The sequence below is a fragment of the Lactobacillus rodentium genome, from assembly GCF_003423665.1.
Classification (GTDB): Bacteria; Bacillota; Bacilli; order Lactobacillales; family Lactobacillaceae; genus Lactobacillus; species Lactobacillus rodentium.
Genome location: NZ_BFBY01000010.1, coordinates 1 through 16,995, shown reverse-complemented (window position 1 = coordinate 16,995; position 16,995 = coordinate 1). Strand labels below are relative to the sequence as shown.

Here is a 16,995-nt window from a genome sequence, read left to right as displayed (position 1 = left end):
TAATGAAGCGGCATTTTATCTTTTTGGGTGCTCAAGGCCTAATTTATTATTCTTGGTTGTTAGCACTTATCTTTGTAGGTGTTAGTTTCGCTTACGAAAGTAATAAATCATTAAGTATTCCAAGTTTGATACTATGTTTACTTTTTGGAATTATCTTGATTTATACTTGGTTTGCTTCTTATTTAAAACAAACTAATACTGACGAATTTGAATTCAAGTTGCCATATCGAAAAAAATCTCTCATTTCCAATCCCACAGTAATTTTTCAATGGCATTTTATTAGAACACTCAAAATTCACAATAAATATCAAAACTACTATGTAGTTGAATTTAATAGAAAAAAGGAGTCTTTCAATGGAATCTGATATTAAAATAGCTCAAAACACTAAAGAATTACCAATCACTGAAATTGCTGAAAAAGTTAACTTATCTCCTGACGATATTGAACTTTATGGCAATGATAAGGCCAAAATTTCTTGGCCAGCAATTAATCGAGTAATGAGTAATGATAAATTAGGTAAATTAATTTTAGTTACTTCTATTTCACCTACACCAGCTGGTGAAGGAAAATCAACTATTACTATTGGTTTAGGCGATGCCTTTAGTAATCAATTACACAAGAACACTATGATTGCTCTAAGAGAACCATCAATGGGTCCTGTTTTCGGTTTAAAAGGTGGTGCTACTGGTGGGGGATATGCTCAAATTATCCCAATGGAAGATATTAACCTTCACTTTACTGGTGACATGCATGCTTTAACTAGTGCAATTGATACTTTGGCTGCCTTAGTTGATAACTATATTTATCAAGATAATAGCCTTAATCTTGACCCTGACCGGATTGTTTTGAAGCGCGGAATCGATGTAAATGATCGAACTTTACGTAAAATTACGATTGGTCAAGGTTCAAAATTTAATGGGGTAGAACATGATGCTAGTTTTGCAATTACAGTTGCTAATGAATTAATGGCTATTCTCTGTCTAGCAACTGATATCAATGATTTGAAAAAACGCATTGGTAACATGTTGGTTGGTTTTACCACTAATGATCAACCTGTTTTTGTTAAAGATCTTGGCTTCCAAGGAGCAATTGCTGCCTTATTATCAACTGCTTTAAAGCCAAACTTAGTTCAAACTTTGGAACATACTCCAGCTTTAGTTCATGGGGGACCATTTGCTAATATTGCTCATGGAGCTAACTCAGTAATGGCTACAAACTTAGCCCTTCACCTTGGGGACTATGTATTAACTGAAGCAGGCTTTGGCGCTGATTTAGGGGGACAAAAGTTTATGGACTTTGTTTCAAAGAATTTAGCCAAAAAACCTGATGCTGTAGCTGTTGTAGCCACTGTTCGTGCTTTGAAATATCAAGCTGAAAAGTCAACTGAAAATCTAGCTAATGAAAATCTGGATGCTCTAGAAAAAGGATTTGCTAACCTTGACCGTCATATGAAGAATATGGCTAAATATGGTTTACCTGTCATGGTGTTAATTAATCAATTTGCCACTGATACTCCAGCTGAACTCGCAAAATTAAAAGAACTTATTGAAAATGAAGGTTTTACTTGTGAAGTTGTTTCATATCATGATGATGGTTCTAAAGGTGGAGTAGAAGCAGCTCAAAAATTAGCAAACTTGGCTGATAAAGGTGGAGATTATCATTCTATTTATAATGATGATGACGACCTTAAAGTAAAAATTGAAAAAATTGCTAAAAATATTTATGGTGCTGCGAACATTGAATATTCAGAAAAAGCTGAAAAACAATTAGAAGAAATTAAAGCGATGGGTAAAGACAAGTTACCAGTTATTATTGCCAAAACTCAAGCATCATTTACTGATGATAAAAATCAACTTGGTGCTCCAACTAACTTTACTTTGCATGTTAAAGACTTGGCTCTGAAAAATGGTGCCAACTTTGTTGTTGTAGCAACTGGTCATATTTTAGATATGCCTGGTCTACCAAAACATCCTGCAGCTTTAGATATTGATGTAGATAATAACGGTAAAATTTCTGGTCTATTTTAATGAAAAAATCGAAACAAGCATTATATTTACTACTTTCATTAATAGTTGTTGGAATTGATCAATTGATTAAATTTAATGTAGTACGACATTTAAGAGTAGGAGAAAGTAAAACAATCATTCCAAATATTTTATCTTTTTACTATTTACGAAATAATGGTGCAGCTTGGAATATTTTTTCTGGACAAATGTATTTCTTTTATCTCATTTCAGTAATTGCGATTATAGCTGTATTATATTTTCTGTTTAATCCTAAATATAAAAGTAAAACTTTTGATATTGGTTTAGCTTTAATTTTAGGTGGAATTATTGGTAATTTCATTGATAGAGTGCGTCTTCATTATGTAGTAGATATGATGCAATTGGATTTTATTAACTTTAATATTTTTAATTTTGCTGATAGCTGTATTACAGTAGGCGTAATTTTGGTTTTTATTTATCTTCTCTTTATTGATGGGAAAGACAAAAAGAAGGCTTAATTAATGACAGATTCATATTCGTTTACTATAAATAATGAAACAGGACGAATAGATAAATTTTTAACTGAAAAAATTTCTAATTTAAGTCGTACTCGGGTACAGGAATTAATTAAAGAAAAAGATATTTTAGTCAATGGCAAGCCGGTAAAAGGCGCCTACAAGATTAATCAAAATGATGAAATATCTGTGACTATTCCACCCAAAGCGCCTTTGTCCTTAGAACCTGAAAATTTACATCTAGATATTATCTATGAAGATAATGATGTGATCGTGGTAAATAAGCCTCAAGGTATGGTAGTTCATCCCTCTGCTGGGCATCCCGATCATACCTTAGTTAATGGTCTGTTGTACCACACGCAAGAATTAGCTAAAAGTCCTGAAGGTTTTCGACCAGGAATTGTTCACCGAATTGATAAAGACACTTCAGGATTACTAATGGTAGCCAAAAATGATCTTGCCCGCCAAAGTTTAGAGAATCAATTAGCTAATAAGACCAATAAAAGAGAGTATTTGGCAATTGTTCATGGTAATTTTGATAATTTATCAGGAGTAATTGATGCTCCAATTGGTCGTAATCCTAATAATCGTAAACAAATGGCAGTTAATCCTAAAGGGAAAACCGCACGAACTCATTTTGAAGTTTTGGAACAGTTTAAAGATTATGCCTTAGTTAAATGTATTCTTGAAACAGGACGGACACACCAGATTCGTGTTCATATGAAATATATTGGACATCCTTTGGCTGGAGACCCACTGTATGGTCCGAAAAAGACTTTAAAAGGTCATGGACAATTTTTGCATGCTGCAACTTTGGGATTTGAACAACCAACAAGTCATAAATGGTTAGAATTTTCAGTTCAAGTACCAAAGATTTTTCAAGAACAATTGGAGAAGTTACGAAAATAAAGAGAGGATGGGCCTCATGAAACGGTACTTAATTTTAGAAGATGGCTCTGCTTTTAGTGGTCATCCATTTGGTGCTTCAACTACTTCAACTGGTGAGCTCGCCATACAAACTTCAAATTTTGGTTATCAAGAAGCTATTTCTGATCCAGCAAATTTTGGTAAAATATTAAGCTTTACGACACCGTTGATCGGTGGTAGCGGTATTAATCCAATTGATTATGAATCAATCGATCCAAGTGTTAGAGGCATTATCGCTAATGATATTGCTCGTCATATATCAGACAGTTCAAGTTTTCAAGATTTAGATCAATTTTTAAAAGAAAAGAAAATTCCCGCTATTTATGGTATAGATACGCGAGCTTTGGTGAAGAAATTAAAAAATACCCAAACAATCAAAGCTTCAATTATGGATACCGATGACGATCATGCTTTTGATCAAATTAAGGCCTTGGTTTTACCAAAAAATCAGACTGCTCAAGTTTCAACTACTAATGCGTATGCAGCACCTAATGTAGGAAAAACAGTAGCGGTAATTGATCTAGGTTTAAAGCACTCTTTACTTCGGGCGCTTTCATTACGAAAAATAAATAGCGTTGTTTTACCTTATAATGCATCTATTTATGATGTTACAAATATTAGACCAGATGCGATTGTTATTTCCAATGGTCCAAATGATCCCAAAGAACTAGAAAATGTCTTAAAACCACTCTTAGATAAATTTTATGGGCAATTACCAATTTTAGGGATTGGCTTAGGATTTTTACTAATTAGTAAATATTTAGACTTAGAATTAGTTGATTTAATCCCGGCTTACGATGGAAGTAATTACCCAATGATCAATCCTCATACTAAAAATATTTATCAAACTGCAATCAATTTAGGTAAATTGGTTAATCCAGAAAGTATCGCTTTACCATTTTCAGAAGTTTTTTATGATATTAAATCCAATCTGGTTTCTGGATATAAAGATGAAAAAAATAAGGTCCTTACAACGGCATTCAATCCGGAAGGATCTCCCGGTAATTTTGATGCCAATGATATTTATGATCAATTTATAAAAATGATGGAGTAAGCTAATGCCATTACATAAAGAAATTAATAAAGTTCTAGTGATTGGAGCAGGACCAAGAGTTGTTGGGGAAGTTATGGATATGGATGTTCTGATCAAACAAGCTTTAACTGCCTTAACTGAAGAAAATATACAAGTTGTATTGGTTAATCCCAATCCTGCAACTATTGAAACCGATCCGCAAAAAAATACTCAAGTTTATCTTGAACCTTTAACTTTAACATTTCTAAAAAGAATCATAAGAATGGAAAAGCCAAATGCCATTCTTCCTGTTTATGGGGGAAAGCCGGCTTTAAAATTAACTGAACAATTAGTGGTTGATGGGATTATTGATGAAATGAATATTGAATTGCTTAATACTAATGAATTAAGCTTACAAATTCAAGAACACCGAATCCTACATAATCTTTTAGAAGCTAATCATGTACCAGTAGCTAATCAATGGCTCCTTGAAAGTAAAGATGACACCTTTGAAAAATTAAAAGATGCTCACTATCCTTTACTATTAACCAAAAAACAAAAATATCGCCCTGATCAACATCATACTTTGAAAAATTTCGAGTCAGTGATTAAATTCTTTAAAAATGAAGAAGAGCTCGAGCATTTCGATTGGAACAATTATTTGGTTCAAGAAGACCTTTCCAGTTGGGAAGAAGTAATCTTTAACGTAGTACGTGACAGTCATGGTAATTTCAACTTCTTTAACAATATGGGAAGCATGGAACCAGTTGGACTAACTGCTAATGATTCATTATTAGTGAGTCCAATTTTAACGCGTAATAATAATCAAATTCAAAAGTTACGAAATGTAGTTAAACAAATTGCTGAAATACTTGATATTCAAGGAACTTTAGTTGTGCATTTTGCGATAAAACAAGATGAAGACAGATTTCTTTATAAGATCCTAAATGTAAAACCACGCTTAACCGAAACAACACTTTTAGGTTATCGTTCTGGCATCTATTCAATTGGATACATTAATGCAAAAATTGCGCTGGGATATAACTTAAATGAAATTACTGATCCACAATCAGGTTTAAATGCTGCAGTTGAGCCTACTAAAGATGCTATTAGTATAAAATTACCATTTTGGTCTTTTATTGAATCAGGATACAACCATTATCAACTCGGAAACCAAGAAACTTCTGGAGGAGCAGCTCTAGGAATTGGTCGAAATTTTGAAGCCGCTTTTTTAAAAGCAATTCATGCTACTACTAATTTTTCTAATAATAGAAGGACATGGCAAAAAGAATATAATAAACCAGAAGATCAGATTATTGCTGATTTAAAACAGCCACAAGAAAATCATTTGATTACGCTCTTAGCTGCGATTGCCAAGGGGATAGATTACCAAACCCTTCATCAGAATTTGCACATCCATCCCATATTTTTGCAAAAGTTCAATCATATTATCATCTTAATGCGTGAACTAAGTAATGAGGAATTGACGCCGCATTTACTACTAAAAGTTAAGAAAAATGGCTTTTCAAATAAATTGATCGCCTTACTTACTAATCATAGTGAAGAAGAAATTGGAGAACTATTAATCAAAAACAAGATTTTCCCTTCTTATTTAGAACTTGATGGTACTGCTGGAATTGAGCGACCAAAGGTTAATCCAGTATATTCGGCTTATGATGTCCAAAACGAAATTGACCCAATATCTCAACCAAAAAAATATCTAATTCTTGGATTAAAGCCATTTCAAGTTTCTCAAAATGAAGAATTTGATTACATGCTTTACCATGTTGCTCAAACTTTGAAGGAAAATGGAATTAGTCCAATTATTCTTTCCAATAATCCTGAATGTATTTCTAATGCTTATGATGTATGCGATCGAGTTTATTTTGATCCCATCACTATGGAAAATATTTTAGCAATTGCCCAAAAAGAGGGCATCAATTGTGTTATTACGCAATTTTCAGGTAAGCAAATTAATCAGTATCGTCACCGATTACTTGAACATGGGATTAAGATTTTGGGACAAGAAAATCTAGTTAATATTCTTCACCAAAAGTTTTCAGATTTATTTGAATTTAAATCATTTAAACCAGTACCATTCTTATTAAGCACAAATGAACAAGATATTTTTAATTTTGTTCAAGAACATCAATTTCCGGTTTTAATTGGTGGAACTAGTAATCACAAGAAAAACAAATCAGCAGTAGTCTTTGATTTACCAGCTTTAAAACGCTATATTTTAGAGAATGATTTAGACCAAATTTCAGTCTCAAAATTTATTGAAGGGGAAAAATACGAAATTACAGCACTTTCTGATGGTAAAAGTGTAACTATCCCAGGAATTATCGAACATTTTGAACAAACTGGATCACATGCCTCAGACTCGATAGCTGTTTTCAAGCCTCAAAACTTAACGCCAATGAGTATTCAGCAACTCAAAAATGCTGCTATCACCATCGTTAAAAAACTTCATTTAAGAGGTCCAATCAATTTACACTTTTTATTTAAAAATAATCAGTTATATTTACTTCAAGCAAAATCATATGCTGGACATAATGTAGCCTTTTTAAGTAAGTCTTTACATAAAAATATTGTAAAGGTAGGGACTGAATTATTATTAGGAAAAAGTTTAAAAGAATTAGACTTACCAGAAGATATTTGGCCAAGTAGTTCTTTGATTCATATTAAAATGCCAGTCTTTTCTTTATTACGTTATCAGAGTGAAAACACTTTTGATTCTAAAATGAAGACATCTGGCAGTGTAATGGGCCGTGCGCAAACTTTGCCAACTGCTCTTTATAAAGGATATGAAGCTAGCGATTTGGTCATTCCTTCTTACGGAACAGTTTTTATCTCAGTCCGCGATAATGATAAAGAAGAAGCAATTAAATTAGCTGCTCGTTTACATAAACTAGGATTCAGTTTGTTAGCTACTGAGGGAACGGCTAATGCTTTAGCTGAAAAGGGAATTACAACCGGAATTATTGAAAAAATTCAAGAAGGTAGTCATAGTCTACTTGAAAAAATTGCTCAACATAAAATTAATATGGTAGTAAATGTTAAAGATTTATCTGATTCAGCAAGTCAAGATGCGATCTTAATTCAAGATACTGCATTAAGCACACACATTCCGGTATTTTCAACTTTACAATCTATTGAAGATATTGTCCTAGTCTTAGAAACAATGGCAATGACAACTCAACCATTGTAATTAACAGTTAAAAAATTATGTAAACTAAATAGCCTATCTCATAAGAGATAGGCTATTTTTATTTGATCCGTTTTTTTAAAACATTTTCTTCTTTAGGAGTAACTTCAATTGAATTTTGACCTGTATAGATAACAAAACCCGGTTTAGCACCATTCGGCTTTTTAATGCGTTTTACTTGAATATAATCTACTGGTACATGAGCAGAATTTTTGGCCTTGGAGTAATAGGCGGCAATTTCTGCGGCTTCTTTAATATCTTGCTCAGTGGGATTGTCAGATTCTAGAATCACATGAGAACCAGGAATATTCTTAACATGGAACCAATAATCTTTTTTATTGGCCTTCTTAAGTGTTAGCCAATCATTTTGATAATTATTTTTTCCTACTAAAACTGTTTTTCCATCGCTTAATTTGAAAGTATTTAAGGTCTTTTCTGAAATTTTCTTTTTCCGTCGTTTATTATTTTGTTGTTTCAAATATCCTTGACTAGTAAGTTCATCAATAATTGCATCGATATCTTGTGGATCAGCATTATCAATTGCAGTTTGAACAGAATCAAAATATGCCAAATTTTCACGAGCTATTTTTAATTGTTCATTAATATGTTTGATTGAATTACGTAATTTTTGATAACGCGTAAAGTATTTTTGGGCATTACGAGCAGGGGAAAGAGAAACATCCAACTTAATTTTAAGATCCGCATTATTCTCATAATAATTAGGTAAAGTGATTTCTTCCATACCAGGTTTAACCTGATTTAAATAAGTATTGAGTAACTCTCCTTTAATACGATAACTTTCAGAATTTTCTGCTCGGTCTAATTCTTGATTTAATTTAACAATTTTCTTTGATAATTTTTTTCTTTCATTTGAGACAATATTTTCAATTCGCTTTGATTTTTGGCGTACCCATTCTCGGTTGGCTTGCTCATGATAAAAATCATCTAATGCCTCGTTAATATCTGGATTGGAAGAAATAAGAGTTAAATCAAGATGGTAGGGTAGATAAACAAAAATACGATCTTTATGTTTAGGCGTTTGTAATACAAAACCCTTGGGATGGTTAAAATGATCAAAAAAAGTTTGAAAAGAAGAATAAGAAAAATCATCTTCTAAATAACCAACAAATTCGCGTCGATCATCGCCATCTAAGCCATTAAACTTTTTAGCAAATGAAACTGGATCAGGCTCTTCTTCTTTCAAATGGCCAAATTCTTCTTCACTTATCTCTAACCCATTTAATCCTTCAGTAAGTGGAGGAAGTGCATATTTAGCATGAGGTAGTAACAAACGAGCTCGATTTTCATCAGGATTCACTCTTTTTAGTAAATCAATTATTTTGTTATCAGTAGCATTATAAAGAATCACATTACTGTGTCGTCCCATTAATTCTACTGAAAGAACAAGTCTTATTTCATCACCTAATTCATTTCGATTAGAAAAATAAAAATTTATAATTCTTTCTACTCCTACTTGTTCAATTTTTTGAAGAATAGAACCTTCTAGATACTTTCTTAAGACCATTACAAAAGTAGGAGCGACATCGGGGTTCACAATTGTTTCGTTAGTTAAATAAAAACGAGGATTTTGTGCATTAGCAGAAATTAAAAGTTTTTTGTTTTTACGATCTTTTCTAAAGTTTAAGATCAAATCTTGATCAAAAGGTTGGTAAATTTTGGTTAACTTCCCATTTACCAGAGTAGGGGAAAGGTTAGTTAACAAACTATGAATAAATAAACCATCGAAAGCCATTTTTTTCACCTCAAAATTAAAATCTATCCTTATAATTATACTATTTCTACGCAAATTCATAAAATATGATTGGCTATACTTTGTTAATCTAATCACAAGATATTGATAAAAATTCACAAACTTAATTAAAAAGATTGTCTTATCAATTTCTTTGAGCTAAAATTATTTTATTAGCGCAAATTTAGTTCTATATTTACCTGATTCATCTCTTATGTATCAGTAAATTCTTATATGTTTCACAAGCGCTTAATAGGGAGAAAAAATGGATATTCTAACTTTTAATTTAGTAGAAGAAAAAATTAAAAAACTGATCTATCAAAAATGTAGTCTGAATCTTTCTCAAACTCGTTTATTACTTTATTTTGATAGTACACAAAATAAAAAAATATCCATGGGCAGCCTAGCGTCTGCTTTAAATATTTCTTTATCTACTTTAAGTCGCCAAATTAATCAAAAGCAGACTTTAGTTTTGGTAGATCTAGAACGAGCAAAATATAGTTCCACTAAAGTTCTTTGCCTAAACCAAAAAGGGCTAGATAAGGTAGAACAATTAAGAGGGCTTCTTAATGAGATCGAATTGATTTTATTAGATGAATGGGGAAAAGAAGAAGTGCTTCATTTTCAAAATCAATTAGATAAGATTCTCAGCACTCTAAATGAGCAAGTATCTTAAATCACTATATTTAAAAAATTAGATAGTCTATGGTAAAATTGTTTTAATTAAAGATAAGCATAGATAATTTAAGGTAGGTTTTTGTAGTGAAAATTGCGGTTGTTACTGATAGTACCAGTGATCTTACTTCAACTGAATTAAAAGAAAATCCAAATATTACTGTAATTCCACTTCCAGTAATTATTGATGAAAAAACTTATTTAGATAAAGTTGAAATTGATGCTGAAAAAGTTTTTGAATTACAAAGAAATGGTTCATCATTTCCTAAAACTTCACAACCAGCATTGGGTGAATTATTAGAATTGTTTGATAAACTTCACGATGAGGGTTATGAAGCAATAATTGCAATTCCTTTAACTTCAGCTATTTCAGGTTTTTATAATTCATTAGTAAGAATTGCTAAAGATTATCCTAAATATAATTTACATCCATTTGATTCTGGGATGACTGTTCGTTCAATGGGAATGATGGTTTTGGCTGCAGCTAAAATGGCTCAAAATGGTCTCGATGTAGACGAAATTTTTAAACGCCTTGAAAAAATGCGGGATTCAATGGGAGTTCTTTTTGTTGTAGATGACTTACAAAACTTGGTTCATGGTGGTCGTTTAAGTAATGCGAGTGCTTTTATTGGTACCATGTTAAATATCAAACCATTATTAACTTTTGATAAGAAGACATATGAAATTAAAAGTTTCGATAAAGTACGTTCATTAAAACGAGCAATCAAGAAAAGTGAAGATTTAGCATTTAAACAAATTGCGGATTCACCATATAAAGATAAATTACGTTTTTCAATTTATAATTCAAATGATGAAAAACAAGCTAATGAAGTAGCTGATAAATTTGAAGAAATGTATCCAAATGCGACTGTAGATCGTCAAACATTTGATACTATTGTTGCTACACACTTAGGTGAAAAATCACTTGGAATTACTTGGATTTTAGATCCTAATAAAATGGACTTAAATTAACACTAAACCAGAGCTAATACAGATTAGTCCTGGTTTTCTTTTTCTAAAAAAGAGAATTAAGGAGGTAAACTATGGCAGAAAAGCGACTTTTATTATTAACTACGGGAGGTACTATTGCATCCGAAGCATCTGATTCTGGCTTAGTCCCACGTGAATCTGGTCAAAGCTTAGTCCAACGCTTAGAAAAATTACCATATGATATTGATGTCAAAGATATTCTGCAACTTGATTCTTCTAATATTCAACCGGAAGAATGGCAATTAATTGCTACTGAAATTTATGACAATATGGATAAATATGATGGCATTGTGTTATCTCATGGGACTGATACCATGTCCTATACTGCTTCCATGCTTTCCTTCATGATTCAAAATGTTAAAGTTCCAGTTGTTTTGACGGGAAGCCAGGTTCCAATTAATGTGGTTTTGAGTGATGCGCCAGATAATTTAAGATTGGCTTTTGTAGCTGCTGCTACTTGTGAACCGGCTATTTATTTAGCATTTGATCGTAAAGTAATGCTTGGTTGCAGAACAGTAAAGGTGAGAACTATTAACTTTGATGCTTTTGAAAGTGTAAATTTGCCACCGATTGCGACGGTTACTTCCGACGGCCTAGTGTTTAATAAAACTATCTCTCTTCCAAAAAGAAATAAAAAGTGTCAGTTAAAAACAAATTTGGAAACTCAGGTTTCATTAGTAAAATTATTTCCCGGCTTTGATCCTAATTTGCTCTTTGCGATGGTTGATGCAGGATGCAAGGGGATAGTTATTGAAGCCTATGGTTTAGGAGGAATGAACTATATTCGTCGTAATCTAGTAGCGGCAATTGGCAAGTTGATTGACCAAGGGATTCCAGTTATAACTAGTAGTCAATGTCTATATGAACGAAGCGACTTAACGAGGTATGAAGTGGGACGATTGGCCCTACTTGAAGGAGCAATCAGTGCACATGATATGACTTCTGAAAGTGCGATTACTAAATTAATGTGGGGCCTCGGTCAAGGCATGGATGTTCACCAAATTGCTCGTTTATTTGAAACTGATTTAGTTGGCGAAGTTACTTTAGAGTAGAACAATTAATCAAGGGTTAAATCAGGATACCACGAAGCAAAGGAATGTTAATTGATGAAAGAAAAAACTTCTTTAGTACTAGAAGGCGGCGCCATTCGAGATATCTTTACCACGGGTGTATTAGATGTCTTTTTAGCTAATAATATTACATTTGATCAAGCTGTTGGGGTTTCAGCTGGAGCTGCATTTGGGGTGAATTACAAGTCGCACCAACCTCAAAGAGCATTACGTTATAACAAACGCTTTGCCAAAAATAATCATTATGCTAGTTTGAAAAGCTGGCGTAAAACCGGAAACCTTTATAACGTTGAAATGTGTTACCACATTATTCCTGATTTATTAGATTATTTTGACTATGATGCTTTTGCCAGGGATCCAATGGATTTTTGGGTTTGTGCAACCGATATTGAGACAGGGAAAGCCGTTTTTCACCGTTTGATTAGTGGCAGGGGCGAAGATATGGACTGGATTAGAGCTTCCGCTTCAATTCCAGTATTCGCCACTCCAGTAGAAATTGATGGGCATTTTTATTGGGATGGCGGTGTTAGTGATTCTATTCCAATTGATTTCTTTCCTAAACTAGGTCCTACTAAACAGGTGATTATTACGACCCAACCACGAAATTATCGTAAGATTCCAGGTAAGCACCGTCTCCTTTATTCTCGAATTTTTAAAGATTATCCTGCTGTGAAAGAAAGAGTCTTGAATCGTGCTCAAGATTATAATCAAACTTTAGAAAAAATGACCCAATTAGAAAATGATGGTGAAATACTCGTAATTGCACCACCTGCACCATTAAAAGTGAAAACCTTTAAAAATTCTCCGCAAGCAATTCAAAATATTTACAATATAGGAGTTAAAACCGCTTATAATAATCTTCAAAAAATTCGTCATTTTTTAAATTAAATAGAAAAGGGAAGGATAAGAATGGATTTTATCTATGAATACACTGCAGATGATCTTCGCTTACCTGCAACTCATTTTGAAGGTAGTGAAAAAGATATCTGTGTTGTGTTTATCCATGGAATGTATACCAACATACTAGAAAATTATTTTGCAGTCGAATGGGGTAATGTCCTTGCTCAAAATAATATTGGCTTTTTGTACGGTCACACAAGAGGGTATTCCAGTACCAATGATATTATTACTAAAAGTGAAAATTCAGTAACTTTGGGGACAACTTTTGAAATATTTGAAGATAGTTTAAAAGATCTTGAAATGTGGATCAAGAAAGCTTATGAATTGGGTTATAAACGCATTGTTTTAGCTGGACATAGCTTCGGTTCTAACAAGGTACTATATTACTATTACAAAAATCATCCTGATATTATTGGAATAATCTTTGCATCCCCACCTGATATGCAAGGTCTTACACGAATGTATGAACAAAATTATGACTCATTATTGAAAGAAACTGAAAAAAACATCAGAGAAGGACAGCCGAGAAAACTAACGAGTAAGTTGGTAGAAAACTACCTTCCTTTTAGTTCAGCAACATTTCAAAATTTCTACAAACCTGGTAGTAATGTTGATAATTTCCCGATTACTAGAAATCCTGAGCATTTTAAACAACTTGAAACAGTTGAGGTTCCAATTTTAGCCTTTTCGGGAGCAAACGAAGAAGAACCATTTTTACAACTTGAATTGTTAAAACAAAAGGCCAAAAAATGTCCAGATTTTACCTACAAAATTATTCCAAATACTAATCATATCTATTGGAAGAAAGAAAAAGAAACGGGTATGCTAATTCTGAACTGGTTAAAAAATAACTTAAAATAAAAGGAGTTGTGGTTATGACAGCAAATGAAAAAATTATTGCTTTAGTTAAACCAGAATATTTAGAAAAAATTCCAAAAATATTTCGAAAACATGCAACAGAAGGCACATGCAATTTGATTGCTCGCGAACATCCAGCTCTTTATGCAGCATTTGAAGGCGATCCAAGTGCTGCTGATAAAGAAGAAATGACTAAATTAGTTAATGGGATTTTTGAACAAAGAATGAAAAAGCATAAATTTTTATAATTTATCTTTTTAAGCTATAAGCATATTTCACTTTGATGAAATATGCTTTTTTTATCCTCGGATAAAAAACACTTTTGGTTACATCTTAAACAATAGCTTATTTAACTTTGTTGGTGTTACAATAACATAGTTAGATTAAGTTTGTATTTAATTAAGAAAGAAGTAGTGAAAATGGAGAAGAAATTACATGGTGCCGATATCATCATTGATAGTCTAAAAAAGCATAAGATTGATATGGTCTTCGGAATTCCTGGAGCAAAAATCGATCGTCTTTTTGAAGCTCTCGATGGTAAAGATAGTGAAGATGCACCGCAACTAATTGTGACTCGTCACGAACAAAATGCGGTCTTTATGGCTCAAGCTTATGGTCGTTTAACCGGTAAAACTGGAGTAGCAATCTCAACTTCAGGTCCTGGCGTTGGTAATTTAACTACTGGCCTGATGACAGCTAATGCTGAAGGAGATCCTGTTTTAGCCATCGGAGGACAAGTTCAACGTAAAGATCTTTATCGGGAAACTCACCAATCAACTCCTTCACGCGCTTTAATGAGTCCAATTACCCAATTTAGTGCCGAAATTCAAGATCCTAATAATATTTCTGAAACCATGGCTAATGCGATTGAAGCAACCCAAAATGAACCAAAAGGGGCTGCCTTTGTCAGTTTGCCTCAAGATGTTGATGATGCTGTAGTTACTGAAAAGCCATTGCCAGTCTACCCATATCCTAAGATGGGTCCGGCTGATCCAAAGGATCTCCATCATGTAGCAGAATTACTTAAAAACAGTAAGTTACCAGTAATTTTGGTAGGTCAAAGAGCAGGGGATGAACGCTCAACTGCAGCATTAAGAATGTTACTTGAAAGATTTCACTTCCCAGTTGTAGAAACTTATCAAGCTGCGGGGGTGATTTCTCGCCAATTAGAAAAGCATTCTTATTTTGGTCGAGTAGGTTTATTCCGTAACCAAGTAGGAGATCGCCTCTTAGCTGAGAGTGACTTGGTTCTTGCAATTGGATATGATGCAATTGAATATGAACCACGTAACTGGAATAAAGAAGGTAAATTACAAATTATCAACTTAGATACAGTTCCGGCACAAATTGATAATAACTACACACCTGTGATGCAACTAGTTGGTAATATCGCTACTAGTTTGATTGAATTAGATCGAATTTTAACCCAGGATGAATATCAATATCCAGAGACAAGTAGTGAAAAATTGGCTCAATTTAAGCAAGATCTTGACCAAGAAACTGAGATGCCAATTCATGATCAAAAAGACAAATCTGATCCTTTAGCAATTGTCCAAGCCCTCCAAAATAATGTTAACGATGATACGATCGTTGCTTTAGATGTGGGTTCACACTATATTTGGATGGCCCGTTACTTTAGAGCGTACCAACCAAGACATTTGTTAATTTCAAATGGGATGCAAACTCTTGGCGTCGGTCTACCTTGGGCTATTGTTGCTGCTTTGCTTTATCCTGAGAAAAAGGCAGTTGCCGTTTGTGGTGATGGGGGCTTTATGTTCTCTGCGGCTGAACTTTCAACTGCTGTTGAACATAATCTAAACTTAGTAACTATCGTCTGGAATGATGGTGGTCACTATGACATGGTTAAATTCCAAGAAGAATTAAAATATCCGCAAGCAGCAGGTGTTACTTTCGGACAAGTTGATATTGTTAAATTTGCGGAAAGTTTTGGTGCAACAGGGATGCGTGTCGAAAAGCCAGCCGACTTAAACGATGTCTTAGCAAAAGCCTTTGCTACTCCAGGACCAGTAGTAGTAGATGTGCCAGTTGATTACTCCCACAATAAGGAATTAGCTGAACACTTAATTGATAGTCAATTAGGATAAGGAAAGGTCGCATTACTCATGAAAACATTATTTGAACATGGAACATTAGCTACCTTAATGGCGGCTAATTTAGACGGTACTATTACCCTAGAGGAATTATTAAAACACGGCTCTCAAGGTTTAGGAACCTTTGTCGGTCTTGACGGCGAAGTAGTCATTCTTGATGGTGAAGTATATCAAGCTGTTTCAAGTGGTAAGGTAAATAAGATTACCGATATGAAGCAAAAACTTCCTTTTGCCTCAGTTCATTTCCCAGAAACTCAATATAGAATTCAATTGGATGAAGGAAATTTTGAAATTGTAAATAAAGAACTACCAAAAAAATATGAATTACAAAATGTTTTTGCTGCGATTAATTTAAAAGGTGAGTTTCCTTTTATCCATACTCGGATTGCTGCTAAGCAAGTTAAGCCTTATCCAAGTTTATTAGAGGTCGCCCAAGATCAAGCTGAATTTACTTATGAAAATATCAAAGGAACTATTGTAGGTTATTATGCCCCTGAAATCTTTAATTCAGTTACTGCAGGAGGCTGGCATTTACACTTTATTAGTGATGACCGCCAAGTTGCTGGACACATACTTGAATTCCGAGGAGAGAATTTAACTGGTAATTTGGAAGTCTTTGATACTTTCGAACAACATTTTCCAGTGGAAGATCAAGAATTTAGAAGAGGTACTGTAAACTTAGAAACTTTAAAAGCTGATATTGCTGCCTCTGAAGGTAACGATGATTAAGCTTTTTACAATAAATTAAGAAATTAGAAAATGGACTAAGTGAAGCTAACCCCTAAAACTGGACGTTAGTTTTAAATATATTTTTCTAAGGCAAGATTCCAATATTCCATTGGAGTCTTGCCTTTTAATGTATGGCGAATTCTCTCAAAGTTGTAATATCTTAGGTATTTCTTTATTGCTTTGATTAACTTTTCTTTAGTTTGATAATGTTGATTAAAGTACATTTCAACTTTCATAGTATGGAAGAAGCTCTCCATAGCCGCA

16 protein-coding genes are annotated in these 16,995 nt (G+C 33.3%); 14 read left to right on the top strand and 2 right to left on the bottom strand.

Features of this window, described 5'->3' with window-relative positions:
- Positions 1-2: 2 nt before the first annotated feature.
- From LrDSM24759_RS06205 to carB, 6 genes are read left to right on the top strand one after another with little or no spacing between them, the layout of a single operon-like run.
- On the top strand, positions 3-365 hold the full coding sequence (locus tag LrDSM24759_RS06205; RefSeq protein ID WP_117118628.1) for a hypothetical protein: 363 nt from the start codon (positions 3-5) through the stop codon (positions 363-365).
- Positions 355-2,028 carry a formate--tetrahydrofolate ligase gene (locus LrDSM24759_RS06200; protein ID WP_117118627.1) on the top strand — a complete coding sequence of 558 codons (1,674 nt, stop codon included), beginning with the start codon at positions 355-357 and terminating at the stop codon, positions 2,026-2,028. Before LrDSM24759_RS06205 ends, LrDSM24759_RS06200 begins: the two co-directional genes overlap by 11 nt.
- A complete protein-coding gene (lspA, locus tag LrDSM24759_RS06195) occupies positions 2,028-2,504 on the top strand; it encodes a signal peptidase II (protein ID WP_117118626.1) in 477 nt (158 codons plus the stop codon). The genes LrDSM24759_RS06200 and lspA overlap by 1 nt, the downstream gene beginning before the upstream one ends.
- Before the next feature lie 3 nt (positions 2,505-2,507).
- Entirely contained in the window at positions 2,508-3,410 is a 903-nt protein-coding gene (locus tag LrDSM24759_RS06190) for an RluA family pseudouridine synthase (RefSeq protein ID WP_117118625.1), read from the top strand.
- Between the two features lie 16 nt (positions 3,411-3,426).
- Entirely contained in the window at positions 3,427-4,482 is a 1,056-nt protein-coding gene (locus LrDSM24759_RS06185; RefSeq protein WP_117118624.1) for a carbamoyl phosphate synthase small subunit, read from the top strand.
- A 4-nt stretch (positions 4,483-4,486) separates the two neighbouring features.
- Positions 4,487-7,651: a carbamoyl-phosphate synthase large subunit gene (gene carB / locus LrDSM24759_RS06180; RefSeq protein ID WP_117118623.1), complete on the top strand. Its 3,165-nt coding sequence runs from the start codon at positions 4,487-4,489 to the stop codon at positions 7,649-7,651.
- A 58-nt stretch (positions 7,652-7,709) separates the two neighbouring features.
- Here carB and LrDSM24759_RS06175 read toward each other — a convergent pair whose 3' ends face one another.
- On the bottom strand, positions 7,710-9,401 hold the full coding sequence (locus tag LrDSM24759_RS06175) for an Rqc2 family fibronectin-binding protein (RefSeq protein WP_117118622.1): 1,692 nt from the start codon (positions 9,399-9,401) through the stop codon (positions 7,710-7,712).
- A gap of 262 nt (positions 9,402-9,663) precedes the next feature.
- On the opposite strand from LrDSM24759_RS06175, the gene LrDSM24759_RS06170 reads away from it, so the two are divergent.
- The 8 genes from LrDSM24759_RS06170 to budA all read left to right on the top strand — a co-directional run bounded on the left by LrDSM24759_RS06170 (position 9,664) and on the right by budA (position 16,731).
- Complete coding sequence (locus tag LrDSM24759_RS06170) at positions 9,664-10,074, top strand: winged helix DNA-binding protein (protein ID WP_117118621.1); 411 nt, start codon at positions 9,664-9,666, stop codon at positions 10,072-10,074.
- An 86-nt stretch (positions 10,075-10,160) separates the two neighbouring features.
- The gene (gene fakB / locus LrDSM24759_RS06165; RefSeq protein ID WP_117118620.1) at positions 10,161-11,045 is read left to right on the top strand and encodes a DegV family protein; all 885 of its coding nucleotides are present in this window, start codon (positions 10,161-10,163) and stop codon (positions 11,043-11,045) included.
- A gap of 71 nt (positions 11,046-11,116) precedes the next feature.
- Complete coding sequence (locus LrDSM24759_RS06160) at positions 11,117-12,115, top strand: asparaginase (RefSeq protein WP_117118619.1); 999 nt, start codon at positions 11,117-11,119, stop codon at positions 12,113-12,115.
- Between the two features lie 54 nt (positions 12,116-12,169).
- Complete coding sequence (locus tag LrDSM24759_RS06155; protein ID WP_117118618.1) at positions 12,170-13,021, top strand: patatin-like phospholipase family protein; 852 nt, start codon at positions 12,170-12,172, stop codon at positions 13,019-13,021.
- A gap of 21 nt (positions 13,022-13,042) precedes the next feature.
- Positions 13,043-13,894, top strand: coding sequence for an alpha/beta hydrolase (locus LrDSM24759_RS06150; RefSeq protein ID WP_117118617.1), 852 nt, complete (start codon positions 13,043-13,045; stop codon positions 13,892-13,894).
- A gap of 14 nt (positions 13,895-13,908) precedes the next feature.
- Positions 13,909-14,139: a hypothetical protein gene (locus LrDSM24759_RS06145; RefSeq protein ID WP_117118616.1), complete on the top strand. Its 231-nt coding sequence runs from the start codon at positions 13,909-13,911 to the stop codon at positions 14,137-14,139.
- Between the two features lie 171 nt (positions 14,140-14,310).
- A complete protein-coding gene (alsS, locus tag LrDSM24759_RS06140; RefSeq protein WP_117118615.1) occupies positions 14,311-15,996 on the top strand; it encodes an acetolactate synthase AlsS in 1,686 nt (561 codons plus the stop codon).
- A gap of 18 nt (positions 15,997-16,014) precedes the next feature.
- Positions 16,015-16,731: an acetolactate decarboxylase gene (budA, locus tag LrDSM24759_RS06135; protein WP_117118614.1), complete on the top strand. Its 717-nt coding sequence runs from the start codon at positions 16,015-16,017 to the stop codon at positions 16,729-16,731.
- A gap of 71 nt (positions 16,732-16,802) precedes the next feature.
- On the opposite strand, the gene LrDSM24759_RS06130 is transcribed toward budA, so the two are convergent.
- A partial coding sequence (locus LrDSM24759_RS06130; protein WP_157964221.1) for an IS3 family transposase occupies positions 16,803-16,995 on the bottom strand: 193 nt, incomplete at its 5' end.